Source organism: Pyxidicoccus sp. M6 (genome assembly GCF_055568925.1).
In genome coordinates, this window is record NZ_CM145714.1 from 2,413,292 (window position 1) to 2,438,199 (window position 24,908).

Here is a 24,908-nt window from a genome sequence, read left to right on the forward strand (position 1 = left end):
GGCTCACCCGGAACGGCACCGCGTTCACCTCGGGCAACCCGAGCGCGCCGGAAGGTGCCCAGGTGCTCTTCCTCCAGGGCACGGGCTTCGCTTCGCGGACGCTGAGCTTCGCGGCGGGCTATTACGTCTTCAGCCTCTCCGCCGCGCAGCGCGGAAACCTCGCCAGCAACCAGCAGGTCGGACTGCTCATCGACGGCGGCGTCGTCCAGGGCTTCATTCCCGCCGGCGCGGCCTACCAGCGCTTCACCTCGGTGGCGGTGCTGCTGTCCTCCGGCACGCACTCCATCGAATTGCGCGGGCTCAGCGCGGGGGGAGACAACACCGCCTTCGTGGATGACTTCCGGGCCGTGCGCGTCAGGGATGTGGCCATCAGCGGCTTCGAGTCTCCAGCCCTCCCTGCCTCTCCCGGCTACGCCTATGGCCCGGCCGGTGGGCCGTGGACCTTCTCCGGTGGCGCCGGTCTCGCCCGCAACGGCAGCGGGTTCACCGTCAGCAATCCCGCGGCGCCGGAGGGCGGCCAGGTGCTGTTCCTCCAGGGCGGCGGCTCCACGGCGACTACCACCATCACCATTCCCCGTGGCGGCTTCTACCGGTTCCGCCTCAAGGCAGCCCTGCGCGCCAACGACCCGGCCCAGCCGCCGGCCAAGAATGTCCGCATCACCGTCGGCGGCATCCAGGCGGGCGAGTTCCGCCTCGCCAGCATTCAGTACGTCGAGCAGGTCTCCACCGCGCGCTACCTGGCCGCGGGCCCCATCACGGTGGGCATCACCGGTGTGGACACGGCGCTCGGAGACCACACGGGGCTGGTGGACGACCTCCGGATGGAGATGCTCCACGACTGGCAGGACCCGTACGTCTGGGGCGGCGCGGTGCCCGGCGCGGGTGACGACGCCACCGTCAGCGCCGGCAGCGCCGTCTGCCTCCAGGGGACGCTCGCTCCGAGGAGCATCACCGTGAACGGCGAGCTGCTCGCCGCGCAGGACCGGAACGTGGCCGTCACCACGAAGTACGTCATGGTGATGGGCAGCGGCTCCCGGCTGGAGGTGGGCCAGGAGCGGACGCCCTATCCGGGCTCCGCCGTCTTCACCCTCAACGCCACGCCCGCCGACCCGGACATCATGGGAATGGGCAACAAGTTCATCGGGGCCATGGGCACCGGCACCGTCCACCTCCACGGCCTTGAGCGCGTGAGCTGGACGCAGCTCGGGGCGAATGTGAGCGCGGGCAGCTCCACCCTCGTCCTCAAGGAGCCCGTGGACTGGCAGCCGGGCGATACCCTCGTCGTCGTCTCCAGTCACCTCAACTGGAACGAGGCGGAGAAGCGCACCATCAGCTCCATCCTCCCGGGCAACACGAGCCTCACGTTGTCGAGCCCGCTCGCGTACTCACACACCGGCGTGGTGAAGACCTATAGCGACGGCTCGCGCACCTGGACGGCGGACCTGCGCGCCCAGGTGGGGTTGCTCACGCACAACATCCGGGTGCAGGGCGATGCGGCGTCCGCGTCCTCCGGCGGGTTTGGTGGCCACATCATGGTCATGGACAACTCGACGGCGTACGTCAGCGGCGTCGAGCTCTTCAACATGGGCCAGAAGGCACGCCTGGGGCGCTACCCGTTCCACTGGCACATGCTGGGCAGCGTCGGCGCGGGTCAGTACTTCCGGAGCTCCAGCATCCACCAGTCCTACAACCGTGCCATCACCATCCACGGCACCGAGAGCACGCTCGTCGAAAACAACTTCTTCTATGACCACATCGGCCACGGCGTGTTCCTGGAGGATGGCAGCGAGCGCTTCAACGTCATCAAGAAGAACGTGACGCTGCTCACGAAGCGCCCCGCGCCGGGCGAGGAAGTCACGCCGTCCGACAACCAGCTCAATCAAATCCAGAACCGCACTCCGTCCAGCTATTGGATTACCAATCCGCAGAACACGTTCGAGGACAACGTGGCGGCGGGCACCGAGGGCACCGGGTTCTGGTTCGCGCTCCCCGCCCGCCCGATGGGCCTGTCCGCGACGGACCCGCGCTTCTCGTCGCTGCGGCCCAACGCGCTCCCGATGATTTCCTTCAAGGGGAACAGCGCTCACAGCACCATGAACGGGTTCGACATCTTCGACGGGCTGGATGCCAATCACTCGCTCCAGCCGAACCTGGGCTGGTCCGACACCGCCCTCCACCTCATCGAGAACAGCACGTGGTACGCGAATGATTTGGCCCTCTACACGGGCCTCGGCGCCGGCGGCCCGTCCGACAACCTCATCTTCCGCAACAACGTGCTCGTGGAGAACACGGTCGGCACCATGCTGGCCAGCTACAGCATCGTCGACCAGAGTGTGTTCGTGGCCAACTCCGGGGAGGGGCTCGCCTCCGGCACCCACTACGCCTATCGCGTGTATGACGGCGCGGGACAGGTGCGGGACTCGCACTTCATCGGGTGGGACGCGGCCAACGCCAACTTCCTCATCAACACGGGTGCCGCCACCAAGCATCCGAACCACAACTTCACCGGCAACACGATGTCTCCCGCGAGCCCGCCGCGCACCAGCCTGGAGGACTTCGACATCCGCCCCGTGTTGGGCACCCACGCCAACCACCCCGGGCACCCGCGCTACTGGTCCATCGTGCTCCGGGATGTCACCGGCGGCATCAGCGGCAAGGCCAACACGTCCATCATCTCCAACCACCCGTTCATGCGGGTGGGAGACGAATACCAGCCGCCCACCTGGGTGCGCGCGTACCGGAGCGACCACCGCTTCGTCCTGTCGCGGCTCACCTACGACGTGCCGTTCGAGCAGACGCCCAACATCACTTGCACGCGCGAGAAGGCGGGGACGGCCACGGTGCCTGTCTTCTACATCGACGACGCCGGCTACCACGAGTGGCACCAGCTTCCGTTCATCGTCAATGAGGGCTTCGAGTACACCTATACCTATCAGTCCCTGCCCGCCGTGAAGCGGGTGACGATGAACATGGAGGACGCCACCGCGGGCGACAGCTACGTGGCCCACTTCAAGGACTTCGGGAAGCTGGGAGGCATTGCGCTCGCGTCGAGCCAGAGCAGCTTCACCGCCTACTCGTCGCTGGCCAGCCTGCGCGCCTCCGCCACCTCGGGCTACTACGTGCAGCCGGGTGGAGACCTCCACATCAAGGCGGTCGCCACCGGCAAGAGCCAGTCCTTCAGCATCGCCTGGACCACCAACTTCGCGGTGCCGCCGCTGGACACGGACGGGGACCAGCTGACGGACTCCGCGGAGGTCTCCGCGTCGCGGCACCCCTTCGACGCCGCCGACCTGGGCGCGGAGTTCGCCACGCCTGGCGGCTTCGAGGGCTGGACTGGATTCGGCAACATCTCCGGCCAGGCGGTGGCCAACGGCGTGCTGACGGGCACCTCCAACAACAACGGCGACGCGCAAATCGTGAACAGCGACTACAACTTCAGCGCCAGCCGTGTGCCGCAAGTCCAGGTCCGCATGCGGGCCTCCCAGAACACCGGAGTCCAGCTCTTCTTCGCCACTGGCACGCAGCCCGGGTTCTCCGGCACGCGCGTGGCCACCGTGGGGTACACCGGCAACGGCGCCTACCAGACGCTCACCTTCGACATGGCGGGCCAGGTGGACTGGAACGGGACCGTCACCGACCTGCGCTTCGACCCGGTGTCGGGAGTGGGCATCCAGTTCGACATCGACTGGATTCGCGGGCCGGGGCTGTAGCCGCTCCCGCCGCGCATGCTCCGCACCTTCATACCCAGACTCGGGGAGGTGCGGAGTCATTGCAGGCCCGTCGGGTTGCGAGGACGGCGCGCCGGACCAACCCGCGGAACCACTGCGCCGCGGGGTCGGTGTGCGTCCGCTCGTGCCAGCTCAACGCAATCTTGACGGTGTGCGCGGGGCATGGAGCGTTGACGGCGCGCACGCCCATGCGCGTGCCCTGCGCGGCGGCGAATGACTCCGGCAGCGTCGCGACGAGGTCCGTCTCGGCCACGACCGCCGCGGCGGCCGTGAAGGAGGGCACCGTCATCACCACCTCGCGGGGGATGCCCGAGCGGGCGTACGCGGCACCGACGAAGTCACGGAAGCCCTTTCCCGGCACCATCTCCACGCCGACATGCCGGAGCATGCCGAGCTCGCGCCTGGACAGCCGCTTGCCCAGGGCAGGGTGGTCCTCACGCGCGACGAGGACGGTGCGCTCCTCCAGCAGCGGCTCGACGTGCAGGCCCGCGCCACGCGCGGCGACGCCGATGTGCAGATCCACCTGGGACGAGGCCAGGTCGCCCAACGAGACGAGCGAGGCGATGCCCACCACGGAGAGGCGCGCGTTCGGCATCTCCGTGGTCATCAGCGCGGCAATCCGAGGCACCCAGGTGACCTGCCCCGCGTCGGCAATGGCGAGGGTGAAGGTCTGCTTGCAGCTCGCCGGCTCGAACGGGACCTCGTGGATGGCGAGCTCCAACTCCCGCAGCCCGCGCGCGATGGCGGGTGCGAGCGCGAGCGCGCGAGGCGTGGGGACGATGCCGCGGCCGTTGCGCGTCACGAGCGGGTCTCCAAGCGCGGAGCGGAGCCGTGCGAGGCCGTTGCTGATGGCCGACGGCGTGACGTGAAGCCGCTCGGCCGCGCGCGCCACGCTCCTCTCGGAGAGGACGGTGTGGAGCATCAAGAGGAGGTTGAGGTCGAGGGCGGCAATCGAAGTGCTCACGGTTGGTGAGGTTACTGCTCACGAATCATCACTGCCAGGGAGGAGTCTCCGGGCCCATATTGCCGGCATGCACAGATTGCTCGGCTGCCTCGTCGCGGGCGCGCTCGTCGCGTGCCACGCCGCTACTCCTCTTCCTTCCCGGAGCACTCCCTTGTCCTCAACGACGCATCGAATCCAGGTCCTCGACTCGCACATGACCTACCGAGAGGCCGGCAGTGGCTCGCCCATCGTGTTCCTGCACGGCAACCCCACGTCCTCGTACGTGTGGCGCAACGTGATTCCGCAGCTCGCCGACCGGGGCCGGTGCCTCGCGCCAGACCTCATCGGGATGGGGGACTCGGGCAAGCCCGACGTGCCCTACCGCTTCGCGGACCACGCGCGGTACCTCGATGCCTGGTTCGAGGCGCTCGGCCTGCGGGACGTCGTGCTCGTCGCCTACGACTGGGGTGGGGTGCTCGCCCTGGATTGGGCGCGGCGGCACCCGGACCGCGTGCGCGGCGTGGTGGTATTCGAGACGTTCCTCCGGCCGATGCACTGGAGCGACTGGCCGCCGCAGGGCGAGCAGCTCTTCCGCGCCCTGCGCACGCCAGGAGTGGGGGAGAAGCTGGTGCTCGAGCAGAACGAGTTCCTTGCGCGCTCGCTCGCGAACGGCGTCCAGCACGGCCTCGCGGAGAGCGACCGCGCCGTGTACTACGCCCCGTATCCCGATGCGGCGTCGCGGCGCCCGGTGCTGCAGTGGCCTCGTGAGATTCCGATTGATGGCGAGCCCGCCGACGTCGCCGCCGTCATCGAGCAGAACGGCGCGTGGCTCGCGAGCCCGTCCGCGAAGCCGGCGATGCTCCTGACTTTCGGAGACACCGGACTCAGCGCGACGAAGATCATCGAATGGGCGCGAGGCATGCTCCCGGCGCTCGAAATCGTCCCGCTCCGTCGCGCGGGGCACCATGCGCCGGAAGACGCGCCGGATGAAATCTCGCACGCCCTCCGGAGCTGGCTCGACCGTCACTCGTGGTGAGTGCCTGTCTCATGGATTGAGCCGGCGATGTGGACGATGATGCGGAGAAGCCGTTCCATCCGATGGCCGCTCTACACCGCCCTCATCCCGGAGAATGTATGTCCCCCAGGAGACTTCATCGGTCGCCCGCGGTCCGCTCATTGGCTGCGGCGTTCGCCCTCGCTTGCGCACCGGGCTGCTCGGACGACGCGGAGGACACCGTGGACGTGCCCAATCCGCTGACCAACCCCAAGGACGGTCCGCCCGCCGGCAATCCGAATGCGGAGGCCACGTGCAGCGTCCCGGCCGAGGCAGGCCTCGCCGACGTCTCCAAGCCCACCACCGTCGTCGGGACGGGCACGGCGGCGAGCTGCACCAGCGCGGCCTTCATCGAGGCCGTCGCAAAGGGCGGCGTCATCACGTTCGACTGCGGCTCGGAGCCGGTCACCATCACGCTCGACAGGACCGCGAAGGTCTTCAACGACAAGGGGCCGGACATCGTCATCGACGGCAAGGGCCTGGTGACGCTCAGCGGCGCGGGGAAGCACCGCATCCTCTACATGAACACCTGCGACAAGGCGCAGGTGTGGACGACCTCTCACTGCGACAACCAGGACCATCCCCGGCTGACGCTGCAGAACCTGACGTTCGTGGACGCCAGCTCCAAGAGCGAGAGTGAGTTCGACGGAGGCGGAGCGGTCTGGGTGCGCGGCGGGCGCGTTAAGGTCATCAACTCCCGCTTCTTCAACAACGTCTGCGCGGACGTGGGGCCCGACGTCGGGGGGGGCGCCCTCCGGGTGTTCAGCCAGTACGAGGGGCGGCCCGTCTACGTGGTGAGCACGACCTTCGGCGGCAAGCAGGGCTATGGCGGAGCCTGCTCCAACGGCGGCGGTATCAGCAGCATCGGCGTGTCATGGAACATCATCAACAGCCTCTTCTCGTACAACCGTGCCGTCGGTAACGGCGGGAATCCCGCCAGCGGGGGCACTCCGGGTGGCGGCAGCGGTGGGGCCATCTACAACGACGGCAACAAGATGACGCTGTCCCTCTGCGGCACGCGAATCGAGCACAACGAGGTCAAGGCCTACGGCAGCGCCATCTTCTTCGTCAGCAATGACCACTCGGGCGACATCCGCATCGACCGCTCGGTCATCAAGAACAACGTCGGTGGCTCTTGGTACCCCACGCACCCCCAGATATCGAATCACGCGGATACGCCCATCACGGTCACCCATTCCACGATTGAGTGACGGTGCCGCGGTGGGCGCCCACCGGCTCCAGGCTCCGCATCAGTTGGTGAGCAGCACCTTGCCCACGCCGCCCTGCTCCGCGAGCTTCTGGGCCTCCTTCGCCTGCTCCAGCGGGAACCGCTTGCTGACGGGGATGACCAGGTCTCCCTTCGCCGCGCTCTGCCCGAGCTGCGTGAGGCGGCGCGAATCCGGATGACTGAAGATGGCGCGCACGGTGATGGACCGTCCCTTCGCTTCGGGAGGCTCGCCCACCACGCTGCCCAGGGTGCCGCCCGGCTTCACCTTCTCCAGCAGTCCGGCCACCGTCTTGCCGCCCACGGTGTCCGCGATGGCATCCACCACGGGCAGCTTCGCGACATCCTCCGCGACGTCGAGCGCGACCACGCCGTCCACGCCCAGCTTCTCCGCCTCCGCCTTCTGCTTCGCACGCACGCCGGCCCAGACCTTCACGCCCCGGGCCTTCGCCGCGAAGACGGCGACGCGCCCCACCGCGCCCAGTGCTCCGGTGATGAGCACCGTGTCACCCTGGCGCGGGTTCACCGCTTCCTCCAGCAGTTGCGTGCCCGTCAGCGCGACCAGGGGCAGCGCGGCGGCGTCCTTCAAGTCCATCGACTCGGGCACCTTCGCCAGGGCTTCCACGGGCGCGACGACTCGCTCCGCATAGCCGCCCTGCACGAGGCCCATCACCCGGTCCCCTGGCTTGAAGGCATCCACGCCCGGTCCCACTTCGATGACCTCGCCGGCCATGTCCCTTCCGAGGATGGCGGGGAACTTCTCGGGCATCCTCCCCTTGAAGTCTCCCCGGCGAATCTTCCAGTCCACCGGATTGATGCTCGCGGCGGAGACGCGCACCTTCACCTGTCCTGGTCCCACTTGAGGCTCGGGCATCTCCTGCACGGCGAGCGCGTCCACGTCCCCGTAGGACTTCATCACCACGGCTTTCATGAGGGCCTCCCCGACGCGAGAGGGAGGGCTCCCGCGTCGCACGAACGGTAATCACCGGGTGTGGGCACGCCCATCGGCCGCCACGGAGGAGCGGGCAGTCGAGCCCCACGCGGGCCGATGCGCGGGGGAATACCGTGCCGCGGGCGGGGGCGTCGTGCTGGCCGGCAGAGCGCCCGTGGTGGCCGTGCCGAACAGGCGCCGGAGGTTGTCGCCGAAGAGGACGAGCGTGAGCAGGCCCATCAACGCAATCAGCGAGAGCGCGGCCGTTGCCGTCACGGCCGTACCGAGCAGCGTGGCTGCCTCCGCGCGCTGCTGGTTCCACACGCGGCGGCAGTCGCCCGTCACCACCGTTCCGTCCTTCCGCCGGTAGAGCCGGGCACAGACACGGCCGTCGGGCTGGAGCAGTGCCTCCACCTCGGTCGTGCTCATCTCGCTCACGTTGTAGACGGAGAGCCGGCAGGCGCCGCAGTGCCGGACGCGCGCATTACCCGTCATGTCCTCCCAGCGCATGTCGCAAGGCACCGCGATAGTGAGCCGCTCAGCCAGGGCGCGTGGGTCCATGGCGGATGACGATACGGGCCTCGTGCGGCTCCGCGCATCGGTCGTTCATCCGTAGGACGAATGACCGACCCCTCACGCCAGGAGCACCAGAGCGCTGGAGCACACGACGAGCGACGAGTACCTCGCCTGCCAAATGAATGCCCGTTCCAGCCTCTTCGGCGTCAGGCTCTGCGGACCGTGGTGGAGTGGATGAGTCTGAGCACCAGTAGCAACACCACGGCTCCGATGAAGGCCACGAAGATGGTTCCGGCGAGCCCTCCGAAGGGAGCTCCCGTGCCGAGCGCCCGGAAGATGAACCCTCCGAGGAATGCGCCCACCACGCCGACGACGATGTCGCCAACGACGCCGTAGCCTCCGCCCACCACGGCCGATGCTAGCCATCCCGCGATGAGGCCGATGACCGCCCACAACAAGATCGTCTCCAAAGACATCTCATCCCTCCGGGAGATCCATTTGAGGGAACATGGGCACGCCATGTCGCCTGTGCACTGTTGCTCCCCTGGAGGGCTGGCGAGGAGCCAGGCGGGTTCCAAGCGCGTAGAGTGGAGCTGGCATGGCGACTGTCACCCTGAATGAGCTGCTCGGCCCCGCGGTCGAGTCCTTCGACCGTTACGAGGAGGCCGAGGCCCTCACGCACCTGTTGGAGGCGTGGCGCCTGACGCGCGCGGAGCGCCTCGCGATGCTCATCGAGCGGCTGTCGAAGCGACTGACGGCGGGCATGCCACCGCTCGTGGTCGATACCCATGCGCAGTTGCTGCAGCGGAGCGGGCCATTGGACCTGCCCCGGGTCATGGCCCATGGCGTGGCGCTGGCGAACAGGGGGCAGTGGGACGCCGTGACCTACCTCCTCCAAGGGGTCCACCGACTGCCCGCGGACCCCCGCGTCACCGCGCCCCTGCTGGACCTGGTGCAGCGCCCCGATGCCATCGCGCAGCGGACCTTCACCGCACTCTGCGAGGTGTTCTCAGCCACGAGAGACCCGCGTGCGCTGACGCCCCTGCGTGCGATGTGGAAGACGCTGCATCCCGGCTCCCCTCATGCTGGATTGTTGGACAGGTCGCTGCGCTCCTTCACCCCCGAGGCGCCCCTGGGCGCGGAGGACAGCGCCACGTGCGCGGCGCTGGAGCACGCCCTCTCCGCGCGCGAGGAGGCCGAGACTCGGCGTTCGCCCACTCACGAAGCCTTGCTGGCCCGTGTGTACGCGGACCCCCAAGACACGTCCGCGCGCATGGTGCTGGGCGACCACCTGCTGGAGCAGGGCAACCCGCTGGGCGAATTCATCATGCTCCAGTGCACGCCGCGCTCGGACCGGCAGCGCATCGCGCGCCTGCTGCATGAGCACGGTGGGCGGTGGGCCTCGGTGCTCGGGCCTCACGTGGACCTCTTCTCCACCCGCTTCGAGCGGGGCCTCCCCGCCGCCGTCCGGCTGAGCCCTGACTGGCGCGGGCCGCTGCCTCCGCCCGGGTCTGAGTGGGGCACGGTGCGCGAGGTGGATGTGGCCGGAGCCATGTTTCAAGACCTGGCGGCGTGGCTGTCCTTCCCGGAGCTGCGGAACGTGACGGTGCTGAAGCGCGTGGAGCCGAGGCTCGCACCAGGCCTCGGCGCACAGGCGCTCGGCATGCGGCAGCTCGGACTGTTGGGACCCGCGTTGCAGAAGGCGCCGCGACTGCTCACCGAGCTGGAGCGGCTGCCGTACCTGTCGCGCCTGCTCATCCGCGACGCGGACCCGGAGGACGTGCAGGCGTGCGCCGCGTCTCCAATGGCTGGGATGCTGGAGCGCTTCGAGGCGCGAGGCGCGGGGGCGTGGGCGCTCGTCGCGGCGCCCGCGAAGGGTGCTCCCATCCGGGCGACGCTGATGTTCAGGGATGGAGTCGAGCCCCTCGCCCGTGTCATCCGTGGCGCGGTGGGCTTCGGCAGAGAGGCGCTGCAGGTCCGGGTGAGGGGCCGCGCAACGTCCGAGGGACTGCGGCTGCTGAAGGCCGCGGCGTCTGCCTACGCGCGGGTGGAGTGGTCCTGAAGATGGCGGGAGACATCCTTGCCGACCTGCTGGCGCGCGCGCTCACGGCCTTCGAGCAGCGCGAGGAGGAGGAGGCCCTGCTGCGCCTGCTGGAGGCGTGGCGGGAGTCGCGCTCGGAGCGCCTCGCCGCGCTGGTGGAGAAGCTGTCCGAGCGGCTCATCGTCGGAATGCCTCCGCTCTCCTGCAAACCCGACTCACCCGCGATGCAGCAGCACCGGCCCATCGACCTGGCGAGGATGCTCGGTCGCTTCAGGGATACCGCGACCTGGGGACACTGGGAGATGCTGTGCCAGCAGTTCGAGGCGTTCCAGAAGTGGCCCGCGGCCCCCCCGGCTCACGCCCGTGCTGGTGGCCATCCCCCGGATGAACATCTCGAACAAGCGCCAGGTCCTCGAGGGGCTCTGCGGGCTCTTCATGTACTTGAGAGACCCGCGCTCCCTCGAGGCCCTCCGGCGGCTGCGCGCACGCAGGAGCATGGCGGACCACCTCGTCCGGCGGTTCGAGGAGGCCATCGAGCTCATCACCCAGCAGGAGCTTCCACCGCTGGATGCGGAGGCGCGGGGGTGGCCTACGAGCACGTCGAGTGGACGTGAGGCCTCCTTGAAAGATGCCTCAATGCGGCCCGATGCACTGGAGCACCCGCTGCTGCTGATACGCATTGCGCAGGAACAGCGCCGTGTCGATGAGCAGCAGCATGGTGCCGTGTAGCAGCAGGGACGCGCCGGTTCCCCGCAGCGTCTCGTTTCTCCGTGATGCGCGGAGCGCGATGACTCCGCCCAGCATCGCTCCCACGTCCGAGGCGATGCCCGCGCTCAGGAATCGCAGCAGCCTCGCTCCGCGTTGCACGCTGTCCCGGGTTCCCAGCGTGGCGGGGTCGTGCAGCTCGATGGCCGCGCGGCCCACCACCGCCGTGCCGAGGACGAACAGGTGCACGCCCACGCTCGTCAGGTGGAACGCGCGGGCGCGGGCTCGCTGCGTCCGAAGCGCTCCGAAGGCGCCCACCGCCACGCTCAACAGCGACGTCGCGGCGAGCCCGTCCACCGCGAGCCTGTCCTCGCGCAATCGCTCCGCGTTGATGGACTGGAGCTCCGGAGTCGGTGGCTCGGCGAGCCCCGTCGGAGGCGAGAGCAGCGACCACGGCTTCGAGGGCGGGGGCCATTGAAAGGTGAGCATGTCTGGAAGAAGCAGATGCTCACGGCTCCGGCCTCTGGCAGCTGTCCTGACGGTGGACCCCCAAAGCCGCGCTGGGGTTGCTTGCATGGCAGGCCGTGACGGGGGACGTCGCGGTATGGATATGGCTTCGAGCTGGGGTGTCTGGCATCACCATGGCGTTTTCTGGGGTTGCAAGGCTCACTGGATTACGCTGCATGGATGGCCCGAAAGAAGAAGACCCAGGCTGTCGAGCTTCCGCCTGGCCTGAGCCTCGTCCGTGTCTTGCGAGGCCATGGAGACTCCGTCAATTGCATCGCATGGTCTCCGGATGGTCGGCTCCTGGCTTCTGGCACCGCCGACAAAAGCATCCATCTCTGGGATACGGAGACCGGCGAGCAGCTGCGGACACTGAGAGGGCACATCCACGCGGTCCAGAACCTGGTGTGGGTGGCGAATGGTCAGACGCTGCTCTCGTACTCGGCGGACCGGACCCTCCGGCATTGGGATGTCCGGAACGGCCGGCAGCTCAGCGTCCACAAGGGGTATGGCAATGAGGTGTTTGGCGTGGCCTGGTCCCCGGATGGACGGTTCACGGCCGCGGCCTTCCGTGAGCAGGCCATTCGCATCTGGGACAACCGGACCGGCAACATGCGCAAGGAGCTGGATGGGCACACGGCTACGGTCCTGATGGTGGCGTGGTCGCCGGACGGGCGCGCCCTGGCCTCGAGCTCGGTGGATACCACCGTCCGCATCTGGGATGCCCACAGCGGCGAGCTTCAGCGGACGTTCGATGGCGTCGGCGAAGGGAGCTTCTGCATGGCCTGGGCGCCGGATGGACGGACCCTGGCAACGGGGTCACCGGGCAACACCATCTACATCTGGGACACGGAAACGGGCCGCGTGGTTCACGTGCTGGAAGGGCACACCAGCAGGGTGGAGAGCCTTCGCTTCGAGCGGAATGGCCGCATCCTGCTCTCACAATCCCGGGATGGCACCATCCAGCTCTGGCGCTGCGACTCCTGGGAGTCGGTGGCCATCCTGGAGTCGATGTTCGACCGCCACGGGGACATGAGCTTCCACCCGCAGGCGGACCTCCTCGCCATCGCTTACAAAGAGGAGGTCCAGATTCTCGAGCTGGACCCCGATGCCCTGCTCGGCGCGATGCCCGGCCCCACGGCCCGGCACTATCGGAATGCGAAGGTGGTGCTGGTCGGCGACACCGGCGTGGGCAAGACGGGCCTGGGCATGGTGCTCTCGGGCCAACGCTTCCGTCCGACGATTTCAACGCATGGCCGCCGGGTGTGGACGTGTGACTACCACGAGGAGGACCTCTCGGATGGCCGACGCGAGATGCGGGAGCTGCTGCTCTGGGACCTCGCGGGCCAGCCGGGCTATCGCCTGATTCACCAGCTCCATCTCAACGAGGTCACGGTCGCCCTGGTGGTCTTCGATGCCAGGAGTGAGGTGGACCCCTTCGCGGGCGTGCGTCATTGGGACCGGGCCTTGCGTCAGGCCGAGCGCCTGCAAGACATCACCGCGGGACGCATCAGGAAGTTCCTCGTCGCCGCCCGCTGCGACCGGGGCGGCATCTCCGTCAGTCCCGAGCGGCTCACGGCCACCATCCGCGAGCTCCACTTCGATGGCTTCTTCGCGACCAGTGCCAAGGATGGCGCCCAGATCGCCGAGCTCTCCACGGCCATCCGGCAGTCCGTCTCCTGGAATGTCCTGCCGTGCGTCAGCTCCAACGACCTCTTCCAGACAATCAAACAGTTCCTGGTCAGTGAAAAGGAGTCGCGGGTGCTGCTCGTGACGGCGGAGCAGCTCTATCGCTCCTTCGCCCAGGCCCATCCCGAGCTGACCGGTGACCCCGAGCTCCGGGCGAAGTTCGACACGTGCATCGGCCGCGTGGAGAACCGGGACCTCATCCGGCGGCTGAAGTTCGGTGGGTACATCCTGCTCCAGCCGGAGGTCCTCGACGCCTATGCGTCTTCATTGATTGAAGCCGCGAAGAACGAACCCGACGGTCTGGGGGCCATCGCGGAGGAGTATGCGCTGGCGGGCCGCTTCGCGATTCCGCAAGAGGAGCGCATCCCCGACAGGGATTTGGAGAAGCTGCTGCTCATCGCCACGATTGAGGAACTGCTGCGTCACGAGCTCGTGCTCCGGGAGACGACGGACGCGGGAGTGGACCTGGTCTTCCCCTCCCAGTTCACGCGAGAGGCGCCGGACGCGCCCGCCGCGCCGGGGACCGCCATCATCGGCTTCGAGGGCGCGCTGCTGAACATCTACGCGACCCTGGTGGTGCGGCTCTCCCACAGCCAGCTCTTCAAGAGGAAGGAGATGCGTAAGAACGCAGCCTCGTTCGAAGCCGACGTCGGGGGGCTCTGTGGAATCCACCTGAAGGAGATTGAAGAGGGCAGGGGCGAGCTCACGCTCTTCTTCGACAGCAATGCGAGCGAGACGACCCGCTACCAGTTCGAGAGCTATATCGCCGCCCATCTCCATCGCCGGGCCATCGCGGGCAGCATCCGGCGCCGGCGCATCTTCGTCTGCCCCAGCTGTGGCGAGCCCATCACCGATGGCCAGCGGAAGGGACGCCTGGCACGGGGCTTCTCCTTCGCGGAGTGCCCCGTCTGCGAGACGCGAATCGACCTGCTGGACATCGAGGACCGGGTTCCACCGCACACGGTGCCCTCCGTCATCGCGATGGATGACAACGCCGACCAGCAGCGCAAGCGCAACTCGGCCGAGGCCATCATCCGGGGCAAGCGGGAGTCGAGGGATTACGACGTCTTCCTGTGCCACAACAGCCAGGACAAGACGGCGGTGAAGGCCATCGGGGAGCTCCTCAAGCAGCGGGCCCTCCTGCCCTGGCTCGATGAATGGGAGCTCCGGCCGGGTCTCCCCTGGCAGGAGGCGCTCGAGGAGCAGATAGAGAAGGTCAAGGCGGTGGCCGTGTTCGTCGGCGAGGAGGGCCTGGGTCCATGGCAGGACCTGGAACAGAGCGCGTTCCTCCGTCAGTTCGTCAAGCGCAGGTGCCCCGTCATCCCGGTCATCCTGCAGACCTGTGCGCAGGTTCCGAAGCTTCCGTCCTTCCTCGGGGGGATGGGCTGGGTCGACTTCAGGAAGAGCGAGCCGGACCCGATGCAGCAGCTGCTCTGGGGCATCACGGGGACGCGCAACCCACCCTGAGGTGCACCGGGTGAAGCGGGTGGGCACGGCTCCCCGCTCCGGCACCTGTCCTCCCGGTGGAGTCATGGAGACCTGTCGCTCGCTTGCATGGCGGGCGGGCGCTCCGGGTGTTACCTACCGCCGTGACTTCGATGCGAGAGCCCCACGAGGCGCACGGCCGCCGGCTCCCCTTGCACCCGGGGAGGAGACCCCGGCCGGGAGCGCCCTCGGACACCACCTTCACGGAATGGGTCCGGGCACTCGCGGTGCCCGCGTCGGGAGGAGTGTCGATGCGTGTACACGACCGTGACGTGGAAATCGGTGTCGCCGGGCGGCTGCTCCATGGACGGCTCTCCGTGCCCGAGCGCGCCTCGGGGCTCGTGATGCTCGCCACCGATGGCGCCGGTCAAGACAGCCACCGGAGCAGCCACGTCCTCCGCGTCCTCCACGCCTCGGGGCTGGGCACGCTGAGCCTGGAGCTCCGCACCGCCGAGGAGGAGCTGGCCCAGGAGTGGACCCTGCGCGAGGGCTCCAATGTGGAGCTCGTCGCCCACCGCCTGGAGGTCGCCCGCGACTGGCTGCAGCGCGATGATTCCCTGTCGCTCCTGCCCGTGGGCTATCTCGGCTCGGGCCTCGGTGCCGCCGCGGCCCTCGTGGCCGCCGCGCATCAGCCTCGCGGTGTCCAGGCTGTCGTCACCCTCGGTGGACGTCCCGACATGGCCGGGGAGTTCGTCAACGACGTGCGCGCGCCCACGCTGCTCCTCGCCCCGGCGTTGGATGAGGACCGCGTCGCGCTCCATCGCCGCGTGTTCGACACGTTGATGACTCGCAAGGCGTTGCAGCTCGTCGAGGGTGCCACGCGCGGCTTTCCCGAGGACGCTCCGCTCGTCGCGGCGGCGCGCATGACGGCGGCCTGGTTCTCCGACTGCTTCCGTGCCGCGGCCGGGCCGGGCGTCCTGGAATGGACGGGTGAGCCCTCCGCCCCATGAGTCCCCTGCGGCACCAGCTCCAGTCCTCCTTCCTCCACGTCGAGCGTGCCCGGCCCGCGCTGGGGGCCGGACTCCGGGCCGCGCTCGCCGTCGGCATCCCCACGGCGGTGGCGGCCGCGTGGCACCTGCCCGCCGCCACCTGGGTGGGGCTCGCGGGCCTCTTCGTCGCCCTCGTCGACAGGGGCGGGCCCTACCGCGACAGGGCGCTGGCCATGGGTGCCATGACGGTGCTCGGCGCGGTGGCGGGGCTCATCTCCGCCGCGCACCTGCCGGGCCAGGCCGCCGTCGTCTTCACGCTGTGCTGGGTGACAGTGTGCGGCTTCGCCCGCTCCTACGGAGACACGCCCGGCTTCATCGGCGTGGTGCTCGCCAACTACGGCGTGGTGTCACTGTTCCTCCCCGCGCACGACTTCACCGAGGCGCTGACGCGCTCCGGGCTCTTCGTGGTGGGGGGCGTGTGGGCCATGCTGCTCGCGCTGCTGCTGTGGCCCCTGCGCCCGTACCGGCCCGTCCGCCGCGCCATCGCCGTCTGCTACGAGGTGCTGGCGGAGCGCGCGGACGAGGTGGGGCGTTGGCCGCTCGAAGGCCCGGCGCCCTCCGCGCTCACGGTGCCGGCGGTGCCCTGGGAGCCCCGGATTCGACAGTCCCTGGAGACCGCCGGCTCCATCCTCGCCGTCACCCGGCGCGGCAGGGTGGGGGAGAGCGGGCGCGGTGAGCACCTCCTCGTGCTGCTCGAGGGCGCGGACGCGCTGGTGCCCGTGCTCGTCTCCCTCACCGAGACGCTGGAGCTGGCGCCACGCGAGCCGCGCTACCTGGCCCTGCGCGCCGAGGTGCAGCGTGTCCTGGCGGAGCTGGCCACGGACCTGCGCAGCATCGCGCTCGCGTTGTTGACCGGCGAGGAGGTGCGGGCGCGCAAGGCCGGTGGACCGGAGCGGGTATGCCATGCCCTGAAGGTCCTCGAGGCCGAGGGTCCGCTCTCCGAGCCCGCCCGCGCCGCGTACGCCCACGCGCACGCGCTGCTGACCCGGTTGTACGAATACTCGCTGGCGCTCCTCGACGTGGCCACGCGCCTGGAGGACGGAACACCGATGCCGGCCGGGTTGCCGCTCGTGCCCCGGCCCGAGCAGACGGCCTCGCGCTCGCTGCTGGAGCCGCTGCGGGAGAACCTCAACCCGCGCTCGGTCATCTTCCGCCATGCGCTGCGGCTGGGCGTGTCCGCGGCGCTCGCCACCGCGCTGGTGGTAGGGCTCGGGCTGAATCACGGCTACTGGGTCATCATCACCGTCAACGTCGTGCTCCAGCCCTACGCGGGGCTCACGTTGCAGCGGAGCCTGCAGCGCGTGGCGGGCACCATCCTCGGCGCGGCGCTGGCGGCGGGGCTCGTGGTGCTGGTGAAGGACCCCATCGTCATCCTCATGGCCATCATGGTGCTGTTCGCCGTGGCCATGAGCATCCAGCCCATCAGCCTGCCCGCGTTCCAGGTGCTGCTCACGCCCGCGCTGGTGCTGCTCGCCGAGCTCCAGTCCGGCGATTGGGATCTGGCCGGAGTCCGCATCGTCAACACGCTGCTGGGTGGCGTGCTCGCGCTGCTGGGCGCGCGGCTGTTGTGGCCCAGCCCGGAGCACCTGCGCTTCCCCGAGCAGGTGGCCACCGCGCTGCGGGCGGACGGGGACTACCTGCGCCAGGTGGCCGCCGCGCGCTCGGACGCGGAGCCCGCGGTGCGCGAGGCCCGGCGGCGCATGGGCATCGCGCTGCTCAACGCGGAGGCCTCCTTCCAGCGGATGCTCTCCGAGTGGCGCGGGCCCGCGCGGCAGCTCGAGCCCATCATGGCGTTGCTCACCTACGCGCGGCGCCTGACGTCGGCGGTGACGGCGCTGTCCACCAGCCTGCGAGGGCCCAACGCACCAGACCTGGAGCCCGTGGCGCGCTACACCGCCGCAGTGCTGGAGGAGCTGGCCCTGGCGGTGGAGCAGCGCCGCGCGCCCGCGCCGCTGCCTCCCGAGTCACCGCTCCTGGAAGGGGACGTGCTCACGCGCACGCAGGGAGAGCGGCTGGTGCGTCAGCTCTCCGTGCTGCACCACGCGGCGGAGCGCCTGCCGTCCACGCTCCTCGCCTGAGCGTGTGCTGGCCGCTCAGGTCCGGTCGATGCGCGCCACCAGCCGGCGCAGGTCCTCGTTCACGCTGGCGAACTGGGTCACGCCCTGCTCGTCCTGGAGCTGCTTGCGCAAGGCCGGCAGCGCGGACTCTCGAATCTTGTTCGCCGCGTCCTTCGAGTCCTCCAGCAGCCAGCCCACCGCGAGGATGAGCGCCATGCGCGACTCGGTGTTGCGCTCGGTCAGCCGCGTGGCGAGGGCGCCCGCGTGCTCGGCCGAGCCGGAGCGGCCCACCTCCAGCGCCGCGCGCTCCATCAGCAGCGGGTCCGCCTTGTCCATGCGCTGCACCCAGCAGCCCGCGTTGCCCGCGCACGCCTGGCCCGCCTCCAGCAGCTTCGTGTATGTGGCCAGCTGGTCCGAGCGCTTCTTGCCCAGCGCCGCCGCGTTGTCGCATCCCTCCTCGTTCGTCTTCTTGCAGTCGGCCGTGGTGCGCGCAGGCTCGCCGGCGATGAGCTTCTGGAGGAGGGGCAAGTCCCGCCCGTCGCCCAGCATGGCCAGGCCGCGCACGGCGATTTCGCGCGTGTCGAAGTCGCCCGTGCCCGCCGCCTTCTCCAGCGCTGGCAGCGCGTCACGCCCGCCCAGCCGCGTGAGGGCGCGCACGTAGGCATCGCGCACGGTGGGGTCCGTCTCCGTCAGCATGGCGGCCAGCGGCTTCACCGCATCCGCCGCGCGCATGCGCGCCAGCGCGTCCGCGGACTGCATCCGCACCAGCGCCTGAATCTGCGCGTCCGAGTGCGTGAAGGAGAGCTGCTTCACCAGCGCCCCCACCGCGCGCTTCTCGCGCAGGTCTCCCAGCACCGTCGCCGCCTTCATCGGGTAGCTCGCGGGGTTGACGCCATTGGCCTTCGCCCACTTGAGCAACTCCGCGTCGCGGCCCTCCAGCGCGGGCAGCAGCGCGTCCGCCGCGGGCTGGCCCAATTGGAACAGCGCGTACGAGCTCTCCACGTAGAAGGACTTGCCCTTGCGCTCCTTCGTCAGCATGCGAATCAGCGCGGGCGCCGCGCGCGGGTCGCCGATGTTGCCCAGGGCCTCAATGGCCTTCTTGTTGAGGAAGGGCTCCACCGTGTCGTCGGTGGCCAGGGCGATGAGCGGCTCCACGGCCTCCGTCGCCTTCATGCCGCCCAGCACCTGCACGGCCTCGATGCGCGTGTAGTTGTCCTTCGCGCGCAGCAGCGGCACCAGCGCGGGCACCGCGCGCGGGTCGCCAATGGCCCCCAGCGTCGTCACCATGGCCTTGTTGGCGAGCTGCGAGGACATGTCCCCGGCGGCCGGGTCCAACGCCGCCTTCAGGGGCTCCACCGACTCCTTCGACTTCAAGTCCCCCAGGGCCCGCGCCAACGCCGCCCGCACCTCGGGCTTCTTCTCGCTCGCCAATTGCTCGTGGAGCATGGGGAGGAAGGTGTCGTTCATCTTCCCCGAGGTGCGCAGCGCCTCGATCATCCGGACGCGGTCCTCCGCGCGCCGCGATTGCTGGATGTTCGACCCCCAGTAGTCCGGACTTGAAGGATCCCCCTTGCACCCCGTGAGGGTGAGGAACGAAAGCGCGACACACAACGCGAGAGAGCGGGCCATGCGGTCTCCAAGGCGTCTGCGGGTTTGTCCTGTCTTCCGTGTAAACCTCCTGGCACGAAGGAAGCAAACCACCCAGGTCTCCTGGGGTACGCTGGTCAACGACATGGCCGAAGAACCCCAGAAGCCGACGCGCCCCACCCACGTTCGCCGGCAGTACATCCTCGACCGCGAGTTCCAGCTCAAATACATCACCCTGCTGGCCGGCCTCGGCGCGGGGGGCATCCTCGTCTTCGGGCTGCTGGCGCACCGCGTCCACGTGTCCGCCATGGAGTCGGGCGTGAGTGGCGACGCGACGTTGCTGTGGCTCACGGGCCTGGGCACGGTGGGCACGGGCGTGGCGCTCGGGCTCTTCGGCCTGCTCTTCACGCACCGCGTTGCGGGACCGGTGCATGTCATGAGCCTCTACGTGGCGGCGCTCGCCGCGGGGCGCTATCCGCGACTGCGGCCGCTGCGGAAGGGGGACGAATTGAAGCGCTTCTTCGAGCGTTTCAGCGAGGCCTTCGACCGCATCCGCCAGCGCGAGGCGGACGAGGCGCTCGCCCTGGAGTCCGCGGTGGAGGCGCTCAAGGGGGCGGCCACCACCCCCGAGGCCCGCGCGGCGCTGGAGACACTGACGGCGCTGCAGCTCCGCAAGCGTCAAGCATTGGACAATCCCACCGGCGGCACCTTCAAGTCCGTGGCCTGAGTCGCCCGCCGCAGGAGAAGCGCAAACGTTATGAGCCGACCCCGCATCATCTTCATGGGCACGCCGGAGTTCGCCGTGTCGTCGCTCGCCGCCTGCTTCGAGCTGGGCGACGTGGTGGCCGTCGTCACCCAGCCGGACAAGCCGAAGGGCCGTGGCAACGCGCTGGCCGCGCCGCCGGTGAAGGAGCTGGCCCTGTCCCGCGGCGTGCCCGTGCTGCAGCCGGTGAAGCTGAAGACACCGCCGCTTTCCGAGGAGCTGCGCAAGTACAACCCGGACATCTGCGTCGTCACCGCGTACGGGCGCATCCTCCCCAAGGACATCCTGGCGCTGCCGCCCAAGGGCTGCGTCAACGTGCACGCCTCGCTGCTGCCGCGCTTCCGGGGCGCCGCGCCGATTCAGTGGTCCATTGCCCACGGTGACGCGGAGACGGGCGTGTCACTGATGGTGATGGACGAGGGCCTGGACACCGGCCCGGTGCTGGCGATGAAGCGGCTGCCGATTGCGCCGGACGAGACGAGCGCGTCGCTGCACGTGAAGCTGTCCGCGCTCGGCGGCGACGTGCTGCGCGAGTCCCTGCCGAAGTACCTCAGCGGCGAGCTGAAGCCCGTGCCGCAGCCCACCGAGGGCGTGGTGCTGGCGCCCATCATCGAGAAGGACGAGGGGCGGCTGGACTTCACGAAGTCCGCGGCGGAGCTGGAGCGGCGGCTGCGCGCCTTCACGCCGTGGCCCGGGGCCTTCACCACGCTGGGCGGGAAGCTGCTCAAGGTGCACAAGGTGCGGGCGGCCGGGAGCACGGGCACGCCGGGCACGGTGCTCGCGGCCAACCCGGACGGAATCGAGGTGGCGTGCGGCGAGGGCTCGCTCGTGCTGCTGGAGCTCCAGCCGGAGGGCAAGCGGGTGATGCGCGCGGCGGACTTCCTGTCGGGCCACAAGCTGGCGCCGGGCAGCCAGCCCTTCGGCGCGAGCCAGTAGGGCGCGGGCGGTGTTGAAAGTGAACGAGGGCAAGCGGGGATGGGCATGAGATTGCTGGTGCTGCACGGGCCGAACCTGAATCTGCTCGGCGTGCGCGAGGGCACGTCCGGAGGACGGCTGTCGGACCTGGAGGCCGCGCTGAAGGCGAAGGCGGAGGAGCTGGACCTGGAGCTGAAGGTGGTCCAGTCCAACCACGAGGGTGTGCTGCTGGACACGCTCGCCGCCGAGCGCGAGGAGGTGGACGGAGTCCTCATCAACCCCGCCGGCCTCTTCGGCTCGTACGCGCTGAAGGAGGCGCTGGAGCTCGTGGGCCTGCCCTCGATTGAGGTGCTGCTCCGTCCGCCAGGCCGCGAGTCGGTGGTGGGCGAGGCGTGCGTCCTCCAGGTGCACGGCACGCAGGGCGGCTTCGAGCCGTACCTCCAGGCGCTGGAGACCTTCGCCAGCGGCGTCTTCACGCCGGAGCAGGGGTCGAAGAAGACGCTCGGCCGGAAGAAGGACACGCCTGTCGCGAAGCCCGCCGCCGCGCCGGTGAAGTCGCTGGGCCGTGACAAGGACGAGCCCACGCCGCAGGCGGCCGCGCCGGTGAAGTCCCTGGGGCGCGGGAAGGACGAGGCCGCGCGCCCCCTGCCCGTGTCGCTGGTGAAGTCCGTGGGCACGCCCGCGAAGTCGCTGGCCCGCGCCGCGGAGGCGGGCGGCGCGACGAAGACGCTGGGCCGCAAGCATGCGGCCGCGCAGGAGGCGCAGGAGGCCCGTTCGGGCAAGACGTTGGGGCGCGGCTCGAAGTCCACCACGCCCGCGTCGGACCTGCTCACGCGGGCGCTGGTGCGGCAGAAGATTTCGGACCGGCTCTCGGGGAAGCTCACCCCGGCCGAGCTGGCCGCGTGGGCGCGCACGCAGTATCAGGCCGTGCAGCGCGGTGCTCCCGCGGAGAGCGGCCACCGCGAGCTGCTGGAGGAGAGCCTCCAGAGCCTCACCCTTTCCACGTTGCCCGCGTCGCGGCTCTCGGATGAGCAGCTCGTGGACATGCTGACCCGGCTGGACGAAGGATGAACGCGCGCGCACTGGCCATCAACGTCCTCGCGCGCGTGCGCGCCACGGACGCATACCTCAACGTGGTGCTGGACACGCTGCTGTCCGAGTCTCCTCCGAAGGACCCGCGAGACGCCGCCTTCGTCACCGAGCTGGCCTACGGCAGCACGCGCCGGCAGCTCGCGCTGGACTACGCCATCACCCGCTTCGCCGACCGCAAGCTGGACGCGCTGGAGGACAAGGTGCTCGCGGCGCTGCGCATCGGCGCGTATCAAATCTTCCACACCCGCGTGCCCGCGCGCGCGGCGGTGGCGGAGACGGTGCAGGCCCTCAAGGAGGTGGGCCTGACGCGCGCGGCGGGCTTCACCAACGCGATTCTCCGCAAGCTGGCGGAGCTGCCGGGGCCGCCGCTGCCTCCGGCGTCGGACGTGGTGGAGCACCTGTCCGTGCGGGAGAGCCACCCGAAGTGGCTGGTGGAGCGCTGGCTGCGCCAGTTCGGCCGCGAGCGCGCCGAGGCCATGCTGGTGGCGGACAACCAGGCCCCCGCCGTGGTGGTGCGCGCCAACACCGCGAAGGTGACGCGCGACGCGCTGCTCACGCAGCTCCAGGAAGCGGGCGTGGACGCGAAGGCCACCACGGTGTCCCCGGTGGGCATCATCCTGCCGTCCGTGGGCCGCGTGGAGGACGTGTACGGCTACGCGGAGGGGCTGTGGCAGGTGCAGGACGAGGCCGCGCAGCTCGTCGGCGTGTACGGCGCCATTCCGGAGACGGCGCGCGTGCTGGACGCGTGCGCCGCGCCGGGCGGCAAGTCCTGCCACCTCGCGCAGGAGCACGAAGTCGTGGCGGTGGACCTCCACGCCAACAAGATTCGCAAGATTGAAACCGAGGCGAAGCGCCTGGGCCTCTCCGGCCGGCTGAAGGCCTACGCGCACGACGCGGCGGAGCCCTTCCCGGAGGAGTGGGGCGAGTTCCACGCCTTCCTCGTGGACGCGCCGTGCTCGGGGCTGGGCACGCTGCGCCGCCACCCGGAGCTGCGCTACCGCCGCAAGGAGGAGGACCTCTCCCGGCTGGCCGCGCTGCAGCGGAAGATTCTGGAGAACTGCCAGGAGGCGGTGCCCGCGGGCGGGCTGCTCGTCTACGCGGTGTGCACGGTGGAGCCGCAGGAGGCGCAGGACCAGGTGGAGATGTTCCTGCGCAGCCACCCGGAGTGGACGGCGGAGCCACCGGTGCTGCCCGGGCTCAAGCTGCCGATGTCCCAGGCGTACCTGCGCACGCTGCCGGGTCCGGAGGGCTTCGACGGGTTCTTCGCCGCGCGCCTCCGGAAGCTCTACTGAGAGAAAGGCTCAGGCCTCGTCGCTGGGGCTGAGGGGCAGGTTGGCGGCGGCCTTGAAGGCCTCCAGCACCGCGGCGGACGCGCGGTCCAGGTACTTGCCCTTGCGGATGAGCAGGCCGATGGGGCGCGACACGGGCCCCTCGGCGAAGGGCTTGGCCACCAGCGAGCCGCCCTTCACCTCGCCCTGCGCCGTGGCCATGGGCAGAATCGCCACGCCCAGGCCCATCTCCACCGCCCGCTTGATGGTCTCCACGTTGTCCATCTCCATCACCGGGTTGATGTCGATGTTCTTCTCGCGGAAGAGCCTGTCGAGCGCCTTGCGCGTGGGCGCCTCGCGGTCGAACGCGATGAAGGGCACGCCGGACAGCGCGGTGAGGCTCACCTTCTGCTTGGTGGCGAAGGGGTGGTTGGGCGCGCAGACGACGGCGAGCTTGTCGTCGCGGAAGGGCAGGATGTCCACGCCCGCGCGCGGCTGCGGGTACGCGACGATGCCAATCTCCGCCGCGCCCAGGATGACGTCGTCATAGACCTGGTCGTTGCGGCGGTAGTTCAGGCGCATGTTCACCTTCGGGTGCGCCTTGAGGAGCTGCTTCTGCACGGCGTTCAGCTCGTGCAAGCCCACCGAGTAGATGGTGGACACCGTGCTGGTGCCGGCCACCTCGGTGGCCTGCTCGCGGATCTCCTGCTCCACCTCCGCGAAGCGGGCGAGGATTTCCTTGCACCCGCGGAACAGCCGCTCGCCCGCGGGCGTCGGCGTCACCTGGCGCGCACTGCGTGAGAGCAACTTCTGCTCATAGCGGTTCTCCAGCGCGCGAATCTGCTGGCTCACCGCGGACTGCGTCACATGGTTGAGCTGCGCCGCCCTGGAGAACGAGCCCGTTTCGACCACGTCGCAGAACATCTTCAAGGATTCGAGCTGCATAAGGGCGCCTCCTACCCCCAAACCCAATGATTAGGCCAGAGTTAATTAGCTTGCCTACCGCACGCCGCGAAATGACCTTACCGGAAACAGGCCTGCCCGGCCGTTCAGCACCTTGACGGCCTGGTGTGGAAGCGACTCAGGGAGCGCCTGAATCCACGGGGGGTTTCGGAGGGCGCGGGCGCAGCAGGACGAAGAGGGATGAGCCCAGGGCAATCAGCGCCCCGCCCGCGAGCGTCTGCATGCGGCCGATTTCGCGCGTGGCCTGCTGGAGCAATTCGCACTCGGGGCCGGAGAGGCCCGCGCAGTCCACGCCGAAGAAGAGGGCGCGCAGGCCGGAGATGAGCAGTCCCAGGCCGCCCAGTCCCAGGCCGCCGCACAGCCCCAGCGCGGCCGAGCGGCCCACGGATGGACGCCGGGTGGGGGAGGGCTCCGGGGAGGAGGACATGGGGGGCGCTATAGCACGGGGGGCGC

Annotated in this window: 20 protein-coding genes; 12 read left to right on the top strand and 8 right to left on the bottom strand. The window is 69.5% G+C overall.

Annotated features, from left to right (window positions below; genetic code table 11):
- Positions 1-62: 62 nt before the first annotated feature.
- Positions 63-3,710: a G8 domain-containing protein gene (locus tag ACVTJA_RS10000; protein WP_465835902.1), complete on the top strand. Its 3,648-nt coding sequence runs from the start codon at positions 63-65 to the stop codon at positions 3,708-3,710.
- 28 nt (positions 3,711-3,738) lie between these two features.
- Here the strand turns inward: ACVTJA_RS10000 and ACVTJA_RS10005 are convergent, their stop codons facing one another.
- The gene (locus ACVTJA_RS10005; protein ID WP_465835904.1) at positions 3,739-4,692 is read right to left on the bottom strand and encodes a LysR family transcriptional regulator; all 954 of its coding nucleotides are present in this window, start codon (positions 4,690-4,692) and stop codon (positions 3,739-3,741) included.
- 193 nt (positions 4,693-4,885) lie between these two features.
- On the opposite strand from ACVTJA_RS10005, the gene ACVTJA_RS10010 reads away from it, so the two are divergent.
- On the top strand, positions 4,886-5,707 hold the full coding sequence (locus ACVTJA_RS10010) for a haloalkane dehalogenase (protein ID WP_465835905.1): 822 nt from the start codon (positions 4,886-4,888) through the stop codon (positions 5,705-5,707).
- Positions 5,708-5,805: 98 nt separating this feature from the next.
- Positions 5,806-6,936, top strand: a complete 1,131-nt coding sequence (locus ACVTJA_RS10015) for a hypothetical protein (protein WP_465835906.1) — start codon at positions 5,806-5,808, stop codon at positions 6,934-6,936.
- Between the two features lie 39 nt (positions 6,937-6,975).
- Here the strand turns inward: ACVTJA_RS10015 and ACVTJA_RS10020 are convergent, their stop codons facing one another.
- The 3 genes from ACVTJA_RS10020 to ACVTJA_RS10030 all read right to left on the bottom strand — a co-directional run bounded on the left by ACVTJA_RS10020 (position 6,976) and on the right by ACVTJA_RS10030 (position 8,873).
- Positions 6,976-7,881 (bottom strand): NADP-dependent oxidoreductase, encoded by a 906-nt coding sequence (locus ACVTJA_RS10020; protein WP_465835908.1) that lies wholly within the window; start codon positions 7,879-7,881, stop codon positions 6,976-6,978.
- Positions 7,882-7,932: 51 nt separating this feature from the next.
- Entirely contained in the window at positions 7,933-8,391 is a 459-nt protein-coding gene (locus tag ACVTJA_RS10025) for a hypothetical protein (protein WP_465835910.1), read from the bottom strand.
- 212 nt (positions 8,392-8,603) lie between these two features.
- Entirely contained in the window at positions 8,604-8,873 is a 270-nt protein-coding gene (locus tag ACVTJA_RS10030) for a GlsB/YeaQ/YmgE family stress response membrane protein (protein WP_465835911.1), read from the bottom strand.
- 122 nt (positions 8,874-8,995) lie between these two features.
- Between ACVTJA_RS10030 and ACVTJA_RS10035 the strand changes: the two genes are divergently transcribed.
- Both ACVTJA_RS10035 and ACVTJA_RS10040 read left to right on the top strand, forming a co-directional pair.
- Positions 8,996-10,459: a hypothetical protein gene (locus ACVTJA_RS10035; protein WP_465835912.1), complete on the top strand. Its 1,464-nt coding sequence runs from the start codon at positions 8,996-8,998 to the stop codon at positions 10,457-10,459.
- A gap of 2 nt (positions 10,460-10,461) precedes the next feature.
- Positions 10,462-11,052, top strand: a complete 591-nt coding sequence (locus ACVTJA_RS10040) for a hypothetical protein (protein ID WP_465835914.1) — start codon at positions 10,462-10,464, stop codon at positions 11,050-11,052.
- A gap of 19 nt (positions 11,053-11,071) precedes the next feature.
- Here ACVTJA_RS10040 and ACVTJA_RS10045 read toward each other — a convergent pair whose 3' ends face one another.
- The gene (locus ACVTJA_RS10045; RefSeq protein ID WP_465835915.1) at positions 11,072-11,632 is read right to left on the bottom strand and encodes a DUF6992 family protein; all 561 of its coding nucleotides are present in this window, start codon (positions 11,630-11,632) and stop codon (positions 11,072-11,074) included.
- A gap of 198 nt (positions 11,633-11,830) precedes the next feature.
- Here ACVTJA_RS10045 and ACVTJA_RS10050 point away from each other — a divergent pair, with 198 nt between their 5' ends.
- The 3 genes from ACVTJA_RS10050 to ACVTJA_RS10060 all read left to right on the top strand — a co-directional run bounded on the left by ACVTJA_RS10050 (position 11,831) and on the right by ACVTJA_RS10060 (position 17,888).
- Positions 11,831-14,803, top strand: coding sequence for a WD40 domain-containing protein (locus ACVTJA_RS10050; protein ID WP_465835916.1), 2,973 nt, complete (start codon positions 11,831-11,833; stop codon positions 14,801-14,803).
- A 269-nt stretch (positions 14,804-15,072) separates the two neighbouring features.
- The gene (locus tag ACVTJA_RS10055) at positions 15,073-15,771 is read left to right on the top strand and encodes a dienelactone hydrolase family protein (RefSeq protein WP_465835918.1); all 699 of its coding nucleotides are present in this window, start codon (positions 15,073-15,075) and stop codon (positions 15,769-15,771) included.
- The gene (locus ACVTJA_RS10060; protein WP_465835919.1) at positions 15,768-17,888 is read left to right on the top strand and encodes an FUSC family protein; all 2,121 of its coding nucleotides are present in this window, start codon (positions 15,768-15,770) and stop codon (positions 17,886-17,888) included. The genes ACVTJA_RS10055 and ACVTJA_RS10060 overlap by 4 nt, the downstream gene beginning before the upstream one ends.
- Positions 17,889-17,903: 15 nt before the next feature.
- Here ACVTJA_RS10060 and ACVTJA_RS10065 read toward each other — a convergent pair whose 3' ends face one another.
- Positions 17,904-19,496: a HEAT repeat domain-containing protein gene (locus ACVTJA_RS10065; RefSeq protein WP_465835921.1), complete on the bottom strand. Its 1,593-nt coding sequence runs from the start codon at positions 19,494-19,496 to the stop codon at positions 17,904-17,906.
- A gap of 103 nt (positions 19,497-19,599) precedes the next feature.
- Between ACVTJA_RS10065 and ACVTJA_RS10070 the strand changes: the two genes are divergently transcribed.
- The 4 genes from ACVTJA_RS10070 to rsmB are packed head-to-tail and all read left to right on the top strand — an operon-like array spanning position 19,600 to position 23,516.
- Positions 19,600-20,181: a signal protein gene (locus ACVTJA_RS10070; RefSeq protein WP_465835923.1), complete on the top strand. Its 582-nt coding sequence runs from the start codon at positions 19,600-19,602 to the stop codon at positions 20,179-20,181.
- Positions 20,182-20,211: 30 nt separating this feature from the next.
- Positions 20,212-21,153 carry a methionyl-tRNA formyltransferase gene (gene fmt, locus ACVTJA_RS10075; protein ID WP_465835924.1) on the top strand — a complete coding sequence of 314 codons (942 nt, stop codon included), beginning with the start codon at positions 20,212-20,214 and terminating at the stop codon, positions 21,151-21,153.
- Positions 21,154-21,198: 45 nt separating this feature from the next.
- Positions 21,199-22,203: a type II 3-dehydroquinate dehydratase gene (locus ACVTJA_RS10080; protein ID WP_465840354.1), complete on the top strand. Its 1,005-nt coding sequence runs from the start codon at positions 21,199-21,201 to the stop codon at positions 22,201-22,203.
- A complete protein-coding gene (gene rsmB, locus ACVTJA_RS10085) occupies positions 22,200-23,516 on the top strand; it encodes a 16S rRNA (cytosine(967)-C(5))-methyltransferase RsmB (RefSeq protein WP_465835926.1) in 1,317 nt (438 codons plus the stop codon). The genes ACVTJA_RS10080 and rsmB overlap by 4 nt, the downstream gene beginning before the upstream one ends.
- Before the next feature lie 9 nt (positions 23,517-23,525).
- Here the strand turns inward: rsmB and ACVTJA_RS10090 are convergent, their stop codons facing one another.
- A complete protein-coding gene (locus ACVTJA_RS10090; protein ID WP_465835927.1) occupies positions 23,526-24,437 on the bottom strand; it encodes a LysR family transcriptional regulator in 912 nt (303 codons plus the stop codon).
- 136 nt (positions 24,438-24,573) lie between these two features.
- On the bottom strand, positions 24,574-24,882 hold the full coding sequence (locus tag ACVTJA_RS10095) for a hypothetical protein (RefSeq protein WP_465835929.1): 309 nt from the start codon (positions 24,880-24,882) through the stop codon (positions 24,574-24,576).
- Positions 24,883-24,908: the final 26 nt, after the last annotated feature.